The 17,528-nt window shown below is 37.9% G+C and carries 16 protein-coding genes and 1 tRNA gene; 4 read left to right on the forward strand and 13 right to left on the reverse strand.

Going from position 1 to position 17,528, the window contains the following annotated elements; genetic code table 11:
- Positions 1-1,203: a hypothetical protein gene (locus EUBELI_RS13665; RefSeq protein ID WP_049777941.1), complete on the forward strand. Its 1,203-nt coding sequence runs from the start codon at positions 1-3 to the stop codon at positions 1,201-1,203.
- A gap of 41 nt (positions 1,204-1,244) precedes the next feature.
- Here the strand turns inward: EUBELI_RS13665 and EUBELI_RS07550 are convergent, their stop codons facing one another.
- Positions 1,245-2,243, reverse strand: coding sequence for a hypothetical protein (locus tag EUBELI_RS07550; protein WP_041688215.1), 999 nt, complete (start codon positions 2,241-2,243; stop codon positions 1,245-1,247).
- A 158-nt stretch (positions 2,244-2,401) separates the two neighbouring features.
- Here EUBELI_RS07550 and EUBELI_RS07555 point away from each other — a divergent pair, with 158 nt between their 5' ends.
- On the forward strand, positions 2,402-2,926 hold the full coding sequence (locus EUBELI_RS07555) for a hypothetical protein (protein ID WP_012739797.1): 525 nt from the start codon (positions 2,402-2,404) through the stop codon (positions 2,924-2,926).
- A 52-nt stretch (positions 2,927-2,978) separates the two neighbouring features.
- On the opposite strand, the gene nrdD is transcribed toward EUBELI_RS07555, so the two are convergent.
- Together nrdD and EUBELI_RS07565 are read right to left on the reverse strand one after the other, a co-directional pair.
- Complete coding sequence (gene nrdD, locus EUBELI_RS07560; protein ID WP_012739798.1) at positions 2,979-5,159, reverse strand: anaerobic ribonucleoside-triphosphate reductase; 2,181 nt, start codon at positions 5,157-5,159, stop codon at positions 2,979-2,981.
- Between the two features lie 191 nt (positions 5,160-5,350).
- A complete protein-coding gene (locus EUBELI_RS07565; protein WP_012739799.1) occupies positions 5,351-7,153 on the reverse strand; it encodes a GGDEF domain-containing protein in 1,803 nt (600 codons plus the stop codon).
- A 239-nt stretch (positions 7,154-7,392) separates the two neighbouring features.
- On the opposite strand from EUBELI_RS07565, the gene EUBELI_RS14370 reads away from it, so the two are divergent.
- Entirely contained in the window at positions 7,393-7,554 is a 162-nt protein-coding gene (locus EUBELI_RS14370) for a hypothetical protein (RefSeq protein ID WP_012739800.1), read from the forward strand.
- Positions 7,555-7,601: 47 nt separating this feature from the next.
- Here EUBELI_RS14370 and EUBELI_RS07570 read toward each other — a convergent pair whose 3' ends face one another.
- From EUBELI_RS07570 to EUBELI_RS07595, 7 genes are all read right to left on the reverse strand, one after another.
- Positions 7,602-8,543 carry a magnesium transporter CorA family protein gene (locus tag EUBELI_RS07570; RefSeq protein ID WP_012739801.1) on the reverse strand — a complete coding sequence of 314 codons (942 nt, stop codon included), beginning with the start codon at positions 8,541-8,543 and terminating at the stop codon, positions 7,602-7,604.
- Positions 8,527-9,249 carry a helix-turn-helix domain-containing protein gene (locus EUBELI_RS07575; RefSeq protein ID WP_012739802.1) on the reverse strand — a complete coding sequence of 241 codons (723 nt, stop codon included), beginning with the start codon at positions 9,247-9,249 and terminating at the stop codon, positions 8,527-8,529. The genes EUBELI_RS07570 and EUBELI_RS07575 overlap by 17 nt, the downstream gene beginning before the upstream one ends.
- 107 nt (positions 9,250-9,356) lie before the next feature.
- Positions 9,357-9,512, reverse strand: coding sequence for a FeoB-associated Cys-rich membrane protein (locus EUBELI_RS14225; protein WP_012739803.1), 156 nt, complete (start codon positions 9,510-9,512; stop codon positions 9,357-9,359).
- A gap of 14 nt (positions 9,513-9,526) precedes the next feature.
- Positions 9,527-10,624, reverse strand: coding sequence for a DUF2974 domain-containing protein (locus EUBELI_RS07580; RefSeq protein WP_012739804.1), 1,098 nt, complete (start codon positions 10,622-10,624; stop codon positions 9,527-9,529).
- A gap of 2 nt (positions 10,625-10,626) precedes the next feature.
- Positions 10,627-12,114: a TrkH family potassium uptake protein gene (locus EUBELI_RS07585; protein WP_012739805.1), complete on the reverse strand. Its 1,488-nt coding sequence runs from the start codon at positions 12,112-12,114 to the stop codon at positions 10,627-10,629.
- Between the two features lie 20 nt (positions 12,115-12,134).
- Positions 12,135-13,526 (reverse strand): Trk system potassium transporter TrkA, encoded by a 1,392-nt coding sequence (trkA, locus tag EUBELI_RS07590; RefSeq protein WP_012739806.1) that lies wholly within the window; start codon positions 13,524-13,526, stop codon positions 12,135-12,137.
- 38 nt (positions 13,527-13,564) lie between these two features.
- On the reverse strand, positions 13,565-13,792 hold the full coding sequence (locus tag EUBELI_RS07595) for a hypothetical protein (RefSeq protein ID WP_022098424.1): 228 nt from the start codon (positions 13,790-13,792) through the stop codon (positions 13,565-13,567).
- A 191-nt stretch (positions 13,793-13,983) separates the two neighbouring features.
- Here EUBELI_RS07595 and EUBELI_RS07600 point away from each other — a divergent pair.
- Positions 13,984-14,055, forward strand: a tRNA-Gly gene (locus tag EUBELI_RS07600).
- Between the two features lie 117 nt (positions 14,056-14,172).
- On the opposite strand, the gene EUBELI_RS07605 is transcribed toward EUBELI_RS07600, so the two are convergent.
- The 3 genes from EUBELI_RS07605 to pepF form a co-directional block, all read right to left on the reverse strand.
- Entirely contained in the window at positions 14,173-15,048 is an 876-nt protein-coding gene (locus EUBELI_RS07605; protein WP_012739808.1) for a hypothetical protein, read from the reverse strand.
- Positions 15,045-15,599 carry an RNA polymerase sigma factor gene (locus EUBELI_RS07610; RefSeq protein WP_012739809.1) on the reverse strand — a complete coding sequence of 185 codons (555 nt, stop codon included), beginning with the start codon at positions 15,597-15,599 and terminating at the stop codon, positions 15,045-15,047. Before EUBELI_RS07610 ends, EUBELI_RS07605 begins: the two co-directional genes overlap by 4 nt.
- A 150-nt stretch (positions 15,600-15,749) precedes the next feature.
- A complete protein-coding gene (gene pepF / locus EUBELI_RS07615) occupies positions 15,750-17,522 on the reverse strand; it encodes an oligoendopeptidase F (protein ID WP_012739811.1) in 1,773 nt (590 codons plus the stop codon).
- Positions 17,523-17,528 lie beyond the last annotated feature (6 nt).

Genomic DNA, 17,528 nt, shown 5'->3' on the forward strand with positions numbered 1-17,528 from the left:
ATGATAATTGCAGACAGCAACATGAGTATGTCTTCAAGAAGACACTACTCACAAAAGGTATCAAGCGGCATGGTCGCAGCAGGCAGCTCTGGTAACTCCTTTAGTTTTGGAATGAGCCAGGCAAGAAGCAGCTTAAGCCAGAAAGAATCATATTTTAGTAATTCTTCTGATTCTTCGGGCAGAAAGTATGACGACATGTTTCTGATGATGCCACTCTACAATCGTTCTGGCAGACTTAATGTCCCGGACGATTCTTCTAAAACGGATTGGGCTGGTGAGGAATCACCAGAAGGCACGGAGGCTTTAACACCTGCTTACAACAAAGCCAGCTTAGTTTCTATGCGGCAGAATGTAAGCTTCAGTTACACAGAAATAACAAGAAAGGTTTATATGTCCCTGTTGGATTTTATTCAATCTCTGTCTTTCCGTGGAATGTTTCATGATACTGACAGTTTATCCTGCAATTCAGTCTCTGACACATCTTCATCTGACAAAGCCTCAAAAACCCTTTCTATTACTAACCAGATTTCTCCTACTGTGTGGACTGTAAGAACCAGATATTCTTCAACCTATGAAGAAAAGGAAAGCACTTCATTTTCAACAACCGGAACTGTTAAAACAGCAGACGGCAGGAAACTTAATTTTAATCTTGATATGACCATGTCACGCAGATACATGGAAGAACACAGCATTGAATTTGTTTCAAGCTTTGATACCGTACTGACAGATCCTCTTGTTATTAATCTTGGAAGCAATCCTGTTTCTGTTTCTGATAAGTCCTTTAGTTTTGACATTGATGGTGATGGTAAAGACGAGACTATTGCACAGATGAATCCTGAAAGTGGCTTTCTTGCTCTTGATAAGAACGGCGACGGAATTATCAATGACGGCAGCGAGCTGTTCGGAACCAAGACCGGTAATGGCTTTTCCGAGCTTGCAGAATACGATTCTGACGGCAACGGCTGGATTGATGAAAATGATGAAGTCTATGACCAGTTAAAGGTCTGGGTTAAAGATGAGAATGGCAAGGACAAGCTCTTATCACTTAAGGAAGCCAATGTCGGTGCAATCTGTCTTGGCAGCTCCAAAACAACATTTCATGTAACTGATGATGATAACAATCTTAAAGCTAAAGTACGAAGCAGCGGCATGTATCTTCATGAAGACGGCAGCGCCGGTTCTGTACAGCAGGTGGATTTCTAATTATTAAGGGCGGGTGAATCAATCACCCGCCCTGTTCATTCCTAGAAATTCAAATCAATATCAATTCCCTTAATATCCTCATTAAGCAGCTTATTATCTTTCATTATCCTGACTATCTGCTTCTGGGCTTCAGTTACATAGTCGACATCATTGCTTCTTATATTGGCATTCATCTCTAACTTGTCAGCCTCTGCCTGTCCCTCAATAATCTCTTCCTGTTCTTTTCTTTCCTTGCGCTTTTCGTCAATCTTTTCCTGCTGTTCTTCCTGTTTCTTCTCTGCTTCGTCAGCTTTTTCCTTATTCTCTTCTACCTTGTCATCAATGTTGTCTTTACCTTCATTTACAAGCAGATTCTTAACCTCTCCCTCAACAGCACCTATTATCTGGTCTGCTGAATCCTGTGCCTTTAGCATTTCCTGAGATTTATCCCTGTCGATTTCGGCAAGTGCAATTGAAGCTGTCGTGCATGCAATCTTAAGCTCCTTCTGACCAATTTCATCCTTAAAATGTATCTGTGATGAATTCAGCTTAAGCACTTTCTCCTGATACTCTGTAAGCGGAGTATTCTGTAATTCCTTTAAACGGTCAAGTTCTTCTTTTGAAAATGTGTCCTCAGCCGAACCATATCGGTTATTCTGGTATTTTTCAAGCAGTTCAAGGTCTTTTTGTTCCTGTGAATCCATATCAACACCATAATCTGCGCGGTAAGCCTCTTTTTCATTTTCCAAACCACTAACCTTATTCTTAAGTTCTGTGATTTCATCAAGCTTATTAAGCTTATCGAGCTTCATATCCTCAATATTCTTATCCCTCATATCAGCAGATTTCCATGCATCAGATATAAGCTTCATAGCCTGCTTTCTGGCTCTGAGCCTTTTAGCATCAATCTGGTTATCATTGTATGGCTTCAGATTAAGCTCTGATACATTAATTGTCTTTCTATTCCTGGGTTGCTTTGAATTATCAGTATTCTTATCTGCATTATCTATTCCCTGTACAGCTGCCTGATTATTCATTGTGCTTCTTATCGTAAGTGACATATACCCTCCTTGTCATAATCCTATCCCAAACTCCTTTTCGGGAATCACATTAGTTTAACTATATATCGGCATATGTACCACCATTATTATAGTCAGTTCTTGTTTATAATGAATAAATATGATATAGTCTTACTATCAATTTATCATGAGGGGAGATTATGATGAAATTTGCAAAAGGAACTGATAAAGTGTTGACAATCATATACACTGTTTTCAGTGTTTTACTTATTGCCACATTTATATTATTACTTATATATGCAGGAGGTCTTATGAACAATGCCGGCGGCAGTATTATTAAAGCTGGCAGCTATTCACCTGATGATTACACAGCAGGATATAGATTTATGGGACATTTATTTTATGGTGGACTTTCTTTCACAGCATCTGTTTTCTTATATATAATTGCTATATATGCAGCACTTTTTGCTTTACCACTTATAATAATTACAATATTTGCTTATGTTGGCATGGCATTATATAAGAAAACGCATAATCCAAAACACATAAAACGCAATCTTATTGTTAAAATCGTATATACCGCAATATGGACAATACTTGCACTTATAATGACAATCAATGATGTTGGATTTGTTGTTATGTTCGTAATACTGGCTCTTGTATTATCGCTTCTTTTCGGTGCTTTGTACGGCATGACCAATCATGAATATTTTTCCGAATACTAAAATAATGGCAGGACACGATATTAATCCATGTCCTGCCATATTATATTTAATCTTACAGATGAAGCACTCTCTCTTTAATCTCCTGAGTTCTTCCCTGATTCCAGAACTGTGTCCCAATATATCCACAAGTACGTCTTGCAACATTCATCTTATCCTGATTACGGTTTCCGCAGTTAGGGCATTCCCATATAAGCTTTCCGTCATCATCAGTTATAATCTGAATCTGTCCTGTGTAACCACATTCCTGACAGTAATCACTCTTAGTATTAAGCTCCGCATACATAATATTATCATAAATGTACTGCATAACCTTAAGTACTGCAGGAATATTATTCTGCATATCAGGAACCTCAACATAGCTGATAGCACCACCTGGGGATAATTCCTGGAACTGTGATTCGAATTTCAGTTTATCAAATGCATTGATATTCTCTGTTACATGAACATGATAACTGTTAGTTATATAGTTCTTATCTGTTACACCGGCAATCTTACCGAATCTCTTCTGTAAACACTTAGCAAACTTGTAAGTTGTTGATTCAAGTGGTGTACCATAAAGTGAGAAATCAATATTAGTCTCTGCCGCCCATTTCTTACATATATCGTTAAGATGTTTCATTACCTCAAGTGCAAATTCTGTACCATCTGGCTTAGTATGTGTAACACCCTTCATGTAATATGTACACTCGCAAAGTCCTGCATATCCAAGAGAAATTGTTGAATATCCGCCATAAAGAAGCTTATCAATTGTTTCACCCTTCTTAAGTCTTGCAAGTGCACCATTCTGCCAGAGAATTGGAGCAACATCTGAAGGTGTTCCTTTAAGTCTGTAATGTCTACACATAAGTGCTCTCTTACAGAGTTCCAGTCTCTCATCAAGGATACTCCAGAATTTATCCATATCCTTTCCTGATGAGCAGGCAACATCAACAAGGTTAAGAGTTACAACTCCCTGATTAAATCTGCCATAATACTTTGGCTTTCCTGTTTCCGGATCAATATATGGTGTAAGGAAGCTTCTGCATCCCATACATGGGAAACACTGTCCATTGCCATTGGCATCAACCTTTAATTCCTTCATCTTCTTTTCAGATATATAATCAGGAACCATTCTCTTAGCTGTACATTCTGCTGCCAGCTTTGTAAGTTCCCAATACTTGCTGCCTTCTCTTATATTGTCCTCCTCAAGAACATATATAAGCTTAGGGAAAGCTGGTGTAATCCATACACCCTTCTCATTCTTAACACCCTGCATTCTCTGCTTAAGAACTTCCTCTGTAACAAGAGCCAGATCTTCTCTTGTTCTTCCTTCTGGAACTTCATCAAGGTACATAAATACAGTAACGAATGGAGCCTGACCATTAGTTGTCATAAGTGTGATAACCTGATACTGAATCATCTGGACGCCACGCTTAATCTCATCTCTTACACGAAGTTCAGCGACCTCTTTAATCTTCTCTTCTGATGCTTCTATTCCTGTTCTCTCAAATTCATCCCTTACCTGACCAATAAATTTCTCACGGCTCACCTGAACAAACGGAGCAAGATGTGCAAGTGATATACTCTGTCCGCCATACTGTGAACTTGCAATCTGTGCAATTGCCTGAGTTGCAATATTACATGCTGTAGAAAAGCTGTGTGGCTTCTCAATCATAGTCTCGCTTATTACAGTTCCATTCTGTAACATATCCTCAAGATTGACAAGACAGCAGTTATGCATATGCTGTGCAAAATAATCTGCATCATGGAAATGTATAAGTCCCTGCTCATGTGCATCAACAATATCTGCTGGGAGAAGAAGTCTTTTAGTAATGTCCTTACTTACCTCTCCTGCCATATAATCTCTCTGCACACTGTTAACAGTAGGATTCTTATTAGAATTTTCCTGCTTTACTTCCTCATTATTACACTCAAGAAGGCTTAATATCTGCTCATCTGTTGAATTAGACTTACGCACAAGCGCTCTCTTATAACGATATGTAATATACTTTCTTGCAACTGCAAATGCTCTTAAATTCATAATCTGGTTTTCTACAAGATCCTGAATTTCCTCAACACTTAATGAACGGTTCATTTCTTTACAGATGCTCTCAACATTATTAGATATTGTTTCAATCTGTTCTTCTGACAGTCTTTCGCTATGGACAACTTCCATATTAGCTTTTGATACGGCGGCCATGATTTTACTTATATCAAATGTAACCTCCGACCCACTTCTTTTAATAATTTTCATACTTCAAACCCTCACATAAACACTTTCATGTCCCCATGAATAATCATTAATAACACCATGTGAAATCATACACATGAAAAAAATCTGCTGGGAACCCAGTATCCATGCGGTTTCCCAAGCAGATTTGATTATACAACATATAGGCTTGCAAGTCAATCAAAAACACAATATCTTGTAATAAAATATATTAATTAATTATTTTCAGACTCAGCAATAATATTAATAAGAGAAGCTGCTACCACAGCCATTTCTATTTCATACTCAGCCCACTGTGACGATTCCTTACAACGGTCTATTGTAAATATTCCCTTAACATTGTTCTGTGTTCCGACTATGCAATGTATAGTAGAAAAAACTCTCTTTTCTCTCATTGCCATACCAAATTCCGGTGCAATATCTGTCTGTCTTCCAACAAATCCAATAGCAACATGATTCTTCCCGCCAAGGAGCTTCCTGAATTCTTCTGTATTAACATAGTCTGCACTCATTGGACCACCCAGTTCTACCCCGATATAATATGTCCTGTTAAGGTTAGGCCCCCAATACAGATTAATACTGTCAAGCTTAAAAGAATCATACATATGATGAAGCAGTTCATCAACAGCTTTTCTTCCATCCTGTGCAAATTCTTCCATTATTCCTGACAGAAAACGAAGTTCTTTCATCTCTCTGCCATCATTAACATTCTTATCCTTTGTATTAAGCGAATTCTCATACGATTCCTTATGAAGATCATCTCTGAAAAATACATATCTGTCTCTTCCCTTTTCCTTAGCAACATACAGACAATAATCAGCTTTTTTGAAAAGCTCTTCGTATTCTGTGCCATTATTTGGACTATATGATGCTCCGATAGAACATGTTATCATCAGGTCTTCAAAATCATCAACAAATTCCCATTTAATCTGCGTTCTTATTGCTCTTAACATTCCTCGCAACGCATGCTCATCATTAATTCCATTAAACACAATGATAAATTCATCGCCACCTATTCTTCCGACGACTCCATCCTCACCGACTACTTCCTTAAGCTTTCGTCCTACTCTTGCAAGAATCTTATCTCCATACATATGGCCATACACATCATTGACCTTCTTAAAATGATCCACATCAAGAACAGCTATTGTGACCCTGTTATTCTTTTCTTCTTTAAGGCACTTTACAGCATAAGCAGTTATTGTTTTCTTATTATATACATGCGTAAGAGAATCAAACTGTAATTCTTCTATCATATCTGAAATCTGGTTATAACTACGGTTATCTGCCTCTGGAATAACCCTGCCAACAACAATCTTTCTTCCATCGCTCTTGGTCATAACAGTTCCGATGAATCTCAATGTTTCCATAACCTTGTTATATGTACGCATGCTGGTCTTAAACTTTGTTGAGAATGTCTGTGTATATGAACGCACCTCAGATATAAAATTAGTGAACATTTCCTTATCACTTTTCTCTATATATCCTTCTGTAAGCATCTGTCTCTTCCAGTCATCAATATCAGCCTTGTATATAATATCTCGTGAATCAACATCATATCTGTACATACTGAAAATATTATTATCCCTATTATATGTAAATGTGTATTCACGGTCTAATCCAAGAAGCATCTTATGCTTTGATACATCATCCCTGAGACTCTTATTAGCTTCTTCTATTGATTCAACATCGACAATCTCAATATCTCTCATATGTCCATTGCCAGCACCGCGCTGCTGATACACAAAAAGATGATTATACCTTTCCTCTCCCTGTGCATTAATAAACTTAAACATTCCACTCTTGGCGGTACCATCATAATTTTCTATGAAATCTATCAGCCTTTCTTTATCCTGTGGTGCTACCACTTCAAGAAGTGTATCTACAATGCGTCCGAAATATTCTTCAAATGCTTTATTAGAAACACTTACTACACAATATTTGTCAACAGATGCAATTCTCCTGCTCATCTTGTGTACAATTTCAAATTTTTCTTTTTCTGTCGCTTTATTATCCATGTTGGTACCTCATGCTATTTACTATTAATTCTTAATAACTAATTCCGAATTTTGATAATAAAATTATATTATATACATGACGATTTTACAAGTGTTCTAAAGTACATCCCTTAATTTTTTTGGTACTTTAGTACCAATACAAAATATTGTATTTTCTTTTGCATAACAACATGTTATAATACAATATATTGTTGGTTTTAGCTTGAAAGCATTATTATTAAATATGAGGAGGGTTTCTAATGGAACGAGTAAAGTACAACAAAGTTGAGGTCAGCCACGGAAATATTGCAAAAAAATTCCCTGTCTATGAAATTTATCTTGATGGCGTTATTGTGACTAAGGTATCATCTGAGAACGAAGCTTTAGAGATGGTATCCCGCTGGCAGGAAATTTACAAATAATTCTTAAAAGCAAAAGGCATGTACACCCTGCAATGTACATGCCTTTTTTATAACATTTTCTTCTTCTTTAATACCCACAAAACTATTATACATATCAGAAGTATTATTCCACTTATTATCTCAAATCCAAAAGGTGTCTTTGCAAATGGCATCCATTCTCCGCCAACATTCATTCCATATATGCCGGATATTATTGTTGGAATAGCCATCACAATTGTAATTGAAGTAAGATATTTCATTACATTGTTCAGTTTACTGTCAATTACTGATGACATCAGCTCCCTTGTACCATCAATGACATCCCTGTATATTGTTGTCATCTCTATGGCCTGCTGGTACTCAACCATTACATCCTCAAGAAGCTCCATATCTTCAGGATACTGTTCAAGCCTTTTATATCTTCTGAGTCTTTCTAACACAATACTGTTAGCTCGAAGAGATGTTGCAAAATAGACAAGCGTAGATTCCAACTCGTGAAGTTCGATAAGGTCTGTATCTGATGTGTCTCCATCAACTCTCTCCTCTATCTCAATTCTTTTCTTATCAATCAGACGAAGATTTGCCTGATACACAAATGCTGAACGGAAAAGCATCTGGTATATAAAACGCATTTTTTTCTTAGTGCTGAATTCTCTGACTTTATTCCTTATGAAATAATTAATAATAGGTGTATCTACTTTGCATACAGTTATTATTGCATCACTTTTAAGAATTATGCCAAGTGGAATTGTTGTATACATTTTCTTTTCATGTCTTACCTCTGGGGTTGGAATATCCACAAGTATTAATGTATATCCATCCTCAAGACTTATTCGCGAACTTTCTTCTTCATCAAGCGCAGATGCAATATCCTCCGGTTCTATTTCAAAACGCTCCGCTATCTGCTCAAGTTCTTTACTTGTAGGATCTACCATATTAATCCAGCATCCATCCTGAATATCATCCAGCGTGCTTAACACCTGCTGGTCCGTTCTATATATCTCTACCATAAGTCCGGCCTTTCATAATTATTATTTCATCAAAATCGTCCCTGATGCGTCTCATAATAAAATCTCTTAAAGGCTCATCGAAACTTCTATATATATTGCTTACGGCTTCACATTCTAATGGATTGCGCGTAAGAAAATATCGTGTATTAAAACTATACATCGTATACATTATATGAAGCACTCTAACATCTGGCTTTGACAAGCCATTCTCCAATGCACAGTAGCTTCTATGAGACATTCCCAATATATGTGCCATATTGGTTTTATCCATATCCTGTATCCGTCTTATTTCTGTAAGAGTATATCCGGTCCGCACATTATCAGGCACATCAAGTTCCATTCCATTGACAATTTCAAGTATCATTCTGTGATAATATATCACTTCCCTTTCTTCTTTATACCCGAATTGCAGCATGCTGTCAAATAGACAAAGCAAATTTCTTATAAAAACTTTTTTCCTGAATTCAGGGCATTCCTTATACATCTGCATAAACGGGTTATCATTTCGTATTCCATGCAATATGTAGTCAGAATTCCAATCCGTATATTTCTCCATTCTTTCTATCATTCTGTATGTAACAGGCTGCGTTCCAGTTTCTATACGTGCCAGATAATCAGGCGTGATATGAAGTATTTCTGCCACTTCTATTCTTGACAGTTCCTTACATATCCGATATTCTTTCAGTCTGTCCCCTATTTTGTACATTCATTCCTCCAAGCATCACATTTTTGACAATGCGACTATAATATACGATTAATGATGCACAATTAGTACGACAGCCTGTAATATTTATAATATTAATCTATAAAGCATTATTTCTTGTCAGTTTTACAGCTTCTTAATCCACATGAGCCGCAATTACCATCACAGCCCTTCCCAAGACCGCTTTTTTCATGCTTATATGAAACTGCAATATATATGGCAACAACCACAACTAACAATATTCCTGCTGATATAACCTGTCCCATTCTTTATCTCCTTATTAATTGCTCTTATAAGCTTTTCCAATCTCACCTGTAAGTAAAGCAAATATCTTAAGTATCATTGCACGCTCTGATTTGTCAAGTTCCCTGAAAGACTTAAGAACGGCATTAATATTCTTAAACCTGGCTGTACTTATCTCTGAAAGGTTCTTTGCACCACTTGCAGTTACCAGTGAGAATAATGTATCTACGAATTCTGCCCTCTGTTCTCTTGTAAGCCCGTCTATCCATGCGCTCAGTGCTGCATTTAACCTTTTACTCTTAGGACTTAACTCCTGCTCAGTCTCAAAATCTGGTCCTATAACCTGCCATGACATAGAATCATGCTGCATAAGACCTGACTGGCTGCTCTTTACAACCTCATAATCCCCATCATGATTAAGAAGCATTCCAACAACTGAGCCATAAGGAACAATACTCTTAATCCTAGGCAGAATTGCCAGATAATCCGGATGCTTTACAAAATCACTGTCAAATCCCGGACCATCATTATTATAAACAGTAATAATTCTTTTCTTCACTGATGGTCTTGCAAATACTGATGCATATACTGCCAGATTACCACCTTTGGAATGTCCGCCAAGAATCAGCTTTCCTTCTGAACGCTGCACGGTTGTGTCAATATATCTTACCGCATCCTTCTGCGATGGAACAGGGGATAAGAAGCTCATGTTAAAATCCTCTTTCCAACCCACAAGTGTATCATCAGTTCCCCTGAAAGCAATATACGTAAGTCTGTTATCAATTCTTACATGAAATGCCGCAAACTGTTCTTCTTTGCCGCCATCGACATAATCAACATAATTAGTAAGTATAAGTGAGCCAAATCTTTTTGTTGCTGCTGCCTCCCTTAAAAGATACGGGGCTTTTCCTATGAAAGATTTGCATTTCTTAATCTCCTTCTCATCATGGGTATCAAAAAATGTGTCTGCCGCTTCCGCAATTGTAATAGTCTCGATACTTCCAGGTGCCGGTACAATATCAGTAAAATCAACATATGCAATCTGCGCAAGTATTAAATTGTCCACGTCATTAAATGGTGCCTGGCTAAAATCAAGGTCACCTCTCCATTTCAAATAATCAGATACATTACTCATATTTAACCCCTTCTTATTCTACGCATTTTCCTTTCAGAAACCTTCTTAGTTACAAGATCCTTCCATACTGAAGGTGTGAACAGAATTATCAGTGGAAATAACTCCAGTCGTCCGGCAAGCATGTCAAACATCAGGACATATTTGCTGAAATCAGAATAACTTCCAAAATTCTGTGTTGGTCCGACAGCCGAAAGCCCAGGACCTATATTATTAATAGTCGCTGCTACTGCAGTGAAATTCGTCACAATATCCTTTCCTTCAATAGATATTAGCAGTAAAGACGCTGTGAATATCATCATAAATGTTATGAAATATATACTCACCGACCTGCATGTTTCACTATCAACAGGCTTTCCTTCTGTCTTAATCACCTTAACACTCTTAGGATGAATATATGACTGAATCTCTCTGAATATTGTCTTTATCACTATTATAAACCTGGAAACCTTAATTCCGCCACCTGTACTTCCGGCACATGCTCCCACAAACATCAGCACAACAAGCACCGACTTTGACAATGACGGCCACATATCGAAATCCACTGATGAAAATCCGGTTGTCGTTATAATAGATGCAACCTGAAACATTGACTGTCTCAGTGTAAGTTCAACAGTACCTACACTTCTGTATATATTAACAAATATAATTGCTGTTGCTGCAAGGATAATTCCAAAATAACATCTTACCTCTTCTACTTTAACAGCCTTCTTAAACTGTCTTAGAACAATAAGATAATATGCGTTGAAATTAACTCCAAACAATATCATAAATATGGTTACAACCCACTGGATATAAGGTGAAAAGCTTGTAAAGCTGTCATTTCTGATACCAAATCCACCTGTTCCGGCTGTTCCCATTGCTGTATTAAGTGCATCAAGGAATGTCATTCCTCCAAAAAGAAGAAGAATTGTCTGAAGTACAGTCATCCCAAAATATATAATATACAGTATTCTTGCTGTATATCTGATCTTAGGAACAAGTTTACCCACTGATGGTCCCGGACTCTCTGCTTTCATAAGATTGATATTGGAGCCACCTGTAAGAGGTATTACTGCAAGCAGAAATACCAGAACTCCCATACCACCAATCCAGTGAGTAAAGCATCTCCAGAACATAATGCTCTGTGACAGTCCTTCAACTTCACTTAATATACTTGCTCCTGTCGTTGTAAATCCTGATATTGTCTCAAAAAGCGCATCTGTGAATGAAGGTATTTCCCTGCTTATAAAAAAAGGCAGACAGCCAAATATACTCATAAGAATCCAGCTGAGTGCAGTTGTAATGCAACCCTCCTTCAGATAAAAAACTGTATTGGCAGGCTTTTTAATTGTCATAAGAATCCCACATACAGCACATAGTGCAATTGTTATCAAGAATGCAGATATTGCCTTCTCCCTGTATATAACGCCAACAATCACAGGAATGACCATAAGAGCCGCTTCTATCTTTAAAACATGTCCAAGAATATATCTTACTATAGAACTGTTCATATCAATGTTCCCAGCCTTTCCTATCTAAGAATATCAGTTATAGCATCAAACCCTGTATGAGTTGTTACAATAACCACAGTATCTCCAACCATAAGGCTGTCAGTACCACTTGGAATAATAATCTTACCATTACGGTTAATAAGTGCTATAAGCAGATTATCCTTCAGCTTAAGTTCCATAAACTGCTTGCCTGTAACTCCTGATTCTTTATCAACATTAAACTCTATAGCTTCTGCCTTCTGGTCAAACAAATGATACAAGGTCTGTATGTTATTGCTTCCCATAGACTCCTTCTTAGCTCTTACATAAGCAATGATAGCTTCTGATGTTATATATCTTGGATAAATCACACTGCCAAGATCAAGGCTGTTAATAACACTGCTGAATCCCATTCTTGTTATTTTCGTAATACATTTGGCTTCAGATACTTTTCTTGCATACAGAGTAAGCATTACATTCTCTTCATCAATCCCTGTAAGAGGAACAAAGCTCTCAACATACTCAATCCCCTCTTCTCTTAAAAGGCTCTCGTCAGTACCATCACCATTGATAATAACAGCTCCCGGCAGCTCCTCGCTTAACTTTAACGCGCGTTCCTTGTCATTCTCAATAATCTTTACATCAATTCCCATATTAAGGAGCTGTTTTGCAAGATAATATGCAACTCTTCCACCTCCGACAATCATGGTACTCTTGACCTGATGTGTCTGAAAACCTACACTTGCAAGAAATGTCCTTGCATTCTTTCTTGATGCAATGAAAGATAACTTATCATCTGCCCTTATAATAAAATGTCCCGATGGAATGAACACCTCACCATCCCTCTCAACTGCACATATAAGAACCTTAGATGATGAAGCCTTAGATATCTCCGCAAGGGTATGGTCACACATCTGGTTACCCTCAGGGACTTTTATCTTAATCATCTCTGCCTGTCCATGTGCAAATGTTCCAATCTCAAGTGCTGTAGGCATATAAAGCACACGTGCTATCTCACTTGCAGCCTCGAATTCCGGATTAATAATCATTGCCAGACCTAATCTGTCTCTTAAAAATGCAGCTTCCTGACTGTATTCAGGTGTTCTTACTCTTGCAATTGCCTCACATCTGCCAGCTCTCTTTGCAAGTGTACAGCATAAAAGATTCAACTCATCAGAATCTGTTACTGAAATAAGAAGGTCAGCTGAGTCAATACCTGCCTCCTTCTGAACTGCAAAACTGGCTCCATTGCCCTCAACTCCCATAACATCATATGCACTTGTTATGGCATCAAGCTTAACCCTGTTCTTATCAATAAGAGTAATGTCATGGTTCTCCCTGCTGAGTCTCTCAACAAGAGTGGCACCAACCTTACCGCCACCTACAACTATAATATTAAGTCCGTTCTTTCTGGACTTGACATTCCCAAACATTCCAATCCCCCTTTTGCCACATTGTTTTGCGAAGCAAACTATCTACCCATTTCTTTTAATTCTTCAAGCAGTTCCAAATCAGACTGCTGTACCTTTATATTAGATGTTATAGGTGCCTCTCCAGGATTGGTAACTGTAATTTCAATTATGGTTCCTTCCTTAAGTCCACCTGCAAAACATCTGTTAAGAAATGCCACGAACTTCGGATGATTCTTCTGAAACTTATTCTTGGCACTCATAAGCTTCATAATTGATGCTGGATTCATAATAATCTCCATTCTTTCTAATTCTGCTACTCAGCATGCAAAGTATACCATATTATCAAAAAAATAGAAATCCCTGACATCTCTTGCATATATTAATTTTTCAAAAATTTACTTTAAAATAAATTTAAAATAATTTTTCTAAAAAAGTATTGACAAATTATCATTTTCCCATTATTATCTTAATTGTCTTTGCGCGAGTGGCTCAGTGGTGGAGCACCTCCTTGCCAAGGAGGGGGTCGCGGGTTCGATCCCCGTCTCGCGCTCTTTTATTTTGTAAGGAAGTCAGTATTTATCTGACTTCCTTTATTTATGCAAAAAGACATGGCGCCACCTGGTACCATGTCTTTCTCTAAGTTTAATAAGTGATGCGCTATCACCTGTCACTTCACATAAACAGCCGCTTTATCTGATACTTTTCCTGAATTGTCGCCACCACCGACTTCCTTAAATCCCACATCAACAATCTCTGTTGTTCCGTCTCCATATGTCACAGTTATACTTAATGTAAGTCCTTCATACATATTTTTAACCATCTCATTGTATACCTGACGTTCCTGATACAAAGATTCTTTTTCTAACTGCTTTGAAAACTTTACAATCTGTATGCCCCCGCTCTGACTGTTGCCGCTCTCCTCATACTCTTTCCCGATATCTTCAATAATGTAATAAGCATAGCCGTTCTCCGTCTGTTTTCTGAATTTTTCAGAAGATGTCTGATATTCAGGACTGTCCTTGTCAACCTCTTTCATTCTCGCCAGATTATATGTCACATCTGAATCATTTCCCGTTATAGAATACTTAATCTTTGAGATATCTTCACCCATTACATTTATACCAGCCATAACCTGTCCCATCACAGATGAATCTCCAGCCTGGCTTGAAATTCCAGCCACAACTCCTGATACACCAGCATTTTTCTCATCATTAGAAAAAATACATTCCGATGTATCATCAAGCCCGGCTGCATACACATTCATTACATGAGCAATTTTAAATCCTGTCTGCTCTGATGCTGGCTGATTACTGCTCTGGTTTCCGTTTCCTGTCACAGAAGTCTTCAATCCTCTGACTCCCAATACAGCAGTAACAGCCGCTGCTGCCACAAGACCTGCTGCAATTATCTTCTTTACATTATTGCTCTTTTTATACCTGATATTCACACTGGCAGTTTTCTTGTAATTTCCCGCTTCTTCAATCATTTGCGGACTAATTTCATTAAGTCCTTCATATAAATCCATTGCCTCTGATTTTTTCATAGATATAAACCCTCGCTTTCCAGATATTTTCTTAATTCTTTTCTCGTTCTGTGAAGAGTAACTTTCACTGCTGATTCGCTCATCTGCATCCTTTCTGAAATATCTTTAATTGAGTCCGAGTACCAGTACCGCCTGAGAAATATAATTCTTTTATTTTTATCAACTGTTTCAAGAAAATGCGATAACATCTCTCCAATATCTTCCTTGTCCAGATGTGTCTGCAATCCGCCATCACCTATGCATTCTTCCAGCTCTTTTGTCAGCTCAACCACTTTTGCCTGCCTCTTACCAGCATTGTTTTTCCTTATCATATCAATCGCAATATTTCTTGCAGATGTTGCAAGAAATGCGAATAAATACTCTGGTCTTGCAGGCGGTATGCTGTTCCATGCCTTCATATACATGTCATTGACACATTCCAGCCCATCCTCTCTTGATTGCAATATATTGGCTGCCAGTGCATTTAACTTAGAACCATATTTTTCATCAACTGCATTAATTGCATCTTCATTCCTTTGAAAAAATAAATTAATTATCTGATTATCATCCATTACTGTCTGTACTCCCTGTTTTTTAAAAGCGTTAACCCTTTCATAATTAGAGACGGATTATTCCTGCAACGGTTACATTTATCCCATAAAAAAATTCTGGAAGACGCATTATCTCCCAGAATCATATTTATATTCACAACACATTAAGCATTACCACTGTTTTAGTAATTTCCCAAACACATCCAGTGCTTCCTGCACAACATCCGGTCTTGTCATATCTATTCCGCACAGCTTAAGAAGCTCAATAGGGTGCATTGAAGAGCCGCCTGACAAGAACTTTCTGTAGCCTGCTATAACCTGCTCATCACCTGCAAGTATCTTGGTTGATATTGCAATTGCAGCGGAATAGCCTGTTGCATACTGGTATACATAGAATGGTGTGTAAAAATGTGGTATTCTTGCCCACTCAAGTGCTATCTCATCATCAATAACCATATCCGGGCCGAAATACTTCTCATTCAGTTTCTTGTACATGGCACAAAGGCTCTCTGCTGATAAAACCTCACCCTGTTCAGCCTTTGCATGCGCTTCCATCTCAAACTCTGCAAACATCGTCTGTCTGTAAAGAGTTCCCTTAAACTGCTCAAAGAAATGATTGAGCAGATATCTTTTCTTCTTCTCATCATCAGTATTCTTTAACATATACTGCATAAGAATCGCTTCATTACAGGTTGACGCAACCTCCGCAACAAAGATCTTATATCCTGCATAAATATAAGGCTGGTTTGCATTAGAATAATAAGTGTGCATTGCATGTCCCATCTCATGAATAACCGTAAAAACATCATTGAGTGTATCTGAGTAATTAAGAAATACATATGGGTGTGTGCCATAAGCGCCCCATGAAAATGCTCCCGAACGCTTTCCGGTATTCTCATACACATCTACCCAGCCATTATTAAAGCCTTCTTTAATGTGTGAAACATACTCCTCACCCATTGGTGCAAGTGCCTTCACAACAATGTCCTTAGCCTCATCATAGCTTATCTTCCAGTCAATATCCTCTACCATCGGTGCATATATATCATAAAAATGCAGCTCGTCAACACCAAGTGCCTTCTTTCTTATATCAACATAGCAGTACATTTTGTCAAGATTGTCATTGACAGTCTTAATAAGATTCTTATATACATTTTCCGGAATAAATGAACCATCAAGATACATGTTCAGTGTTGACTTGTAACCCCTTGCGTCTGCATAGAACATTGCCTGCTTGACATTGCCATAAAACGCTGCCGCAATTGTGTTGATATACGCCCCATACTGCTTATACAACGCCTCAAATGCCGCCTTTCTTACAGCTCTGTCATGACTTTCCATAAATGTGGCAAAATTGCCGTTAGTCAGCTCATCTTCCTGTCCATTCTCTCTTTTCACCTTGCCAAACTTAACATCAGCATTGTTAAACTTAGAGAATACCTCATCAGGCACAGTTGACATCTGTGATGCCTTTGCAAGCAGTGCTTCCTCCTTTTCAGAAAGCGTATGCTCTTTCCCTGCGAGGCAGTCATCAATAAAATGCTTATACATTCCCAGCCTTTCATCCTCGCTGATATATTTATCAAGCACATCAGCATCTATTGATATAAGCTCAGGCTCTAAAAATGCATACTTCTCTGACACCTTCATCGCAGCCATCTGGGCTTTCCCAGATATTTCCTGATACTTTGAATTGCCTGTATCCTCATAATATTTCATAAATGCATACACATACACTCTTTCAGTAATGTATTCTACCTGTTCATACTCCTTAAGCGCCTTGTAAAGCATGCCGGCAGACTCGCCCATCCTGCCCTTAAGCTCACTTGGCTGGTCAGTCAGTTCAAGTATACTGTTATAATCCTTCTCCCATGCTTCATCAGAGCTGTATAAATCACTCACAGCCCATTTAAACTTATCATCAATCTCACTTCTTGCTGGCATAACAAT

The organism is [Eubacterium] eligens ATCC 27750, from assembly GCF_000146185.1.
In the GTDB taxonomy this organism is placed as follows: Bacteria; Bacillota; Clostridia; order Lachnospirales; family Lachnospiraceae; genus Lachnospira; species Lachnospira eligens.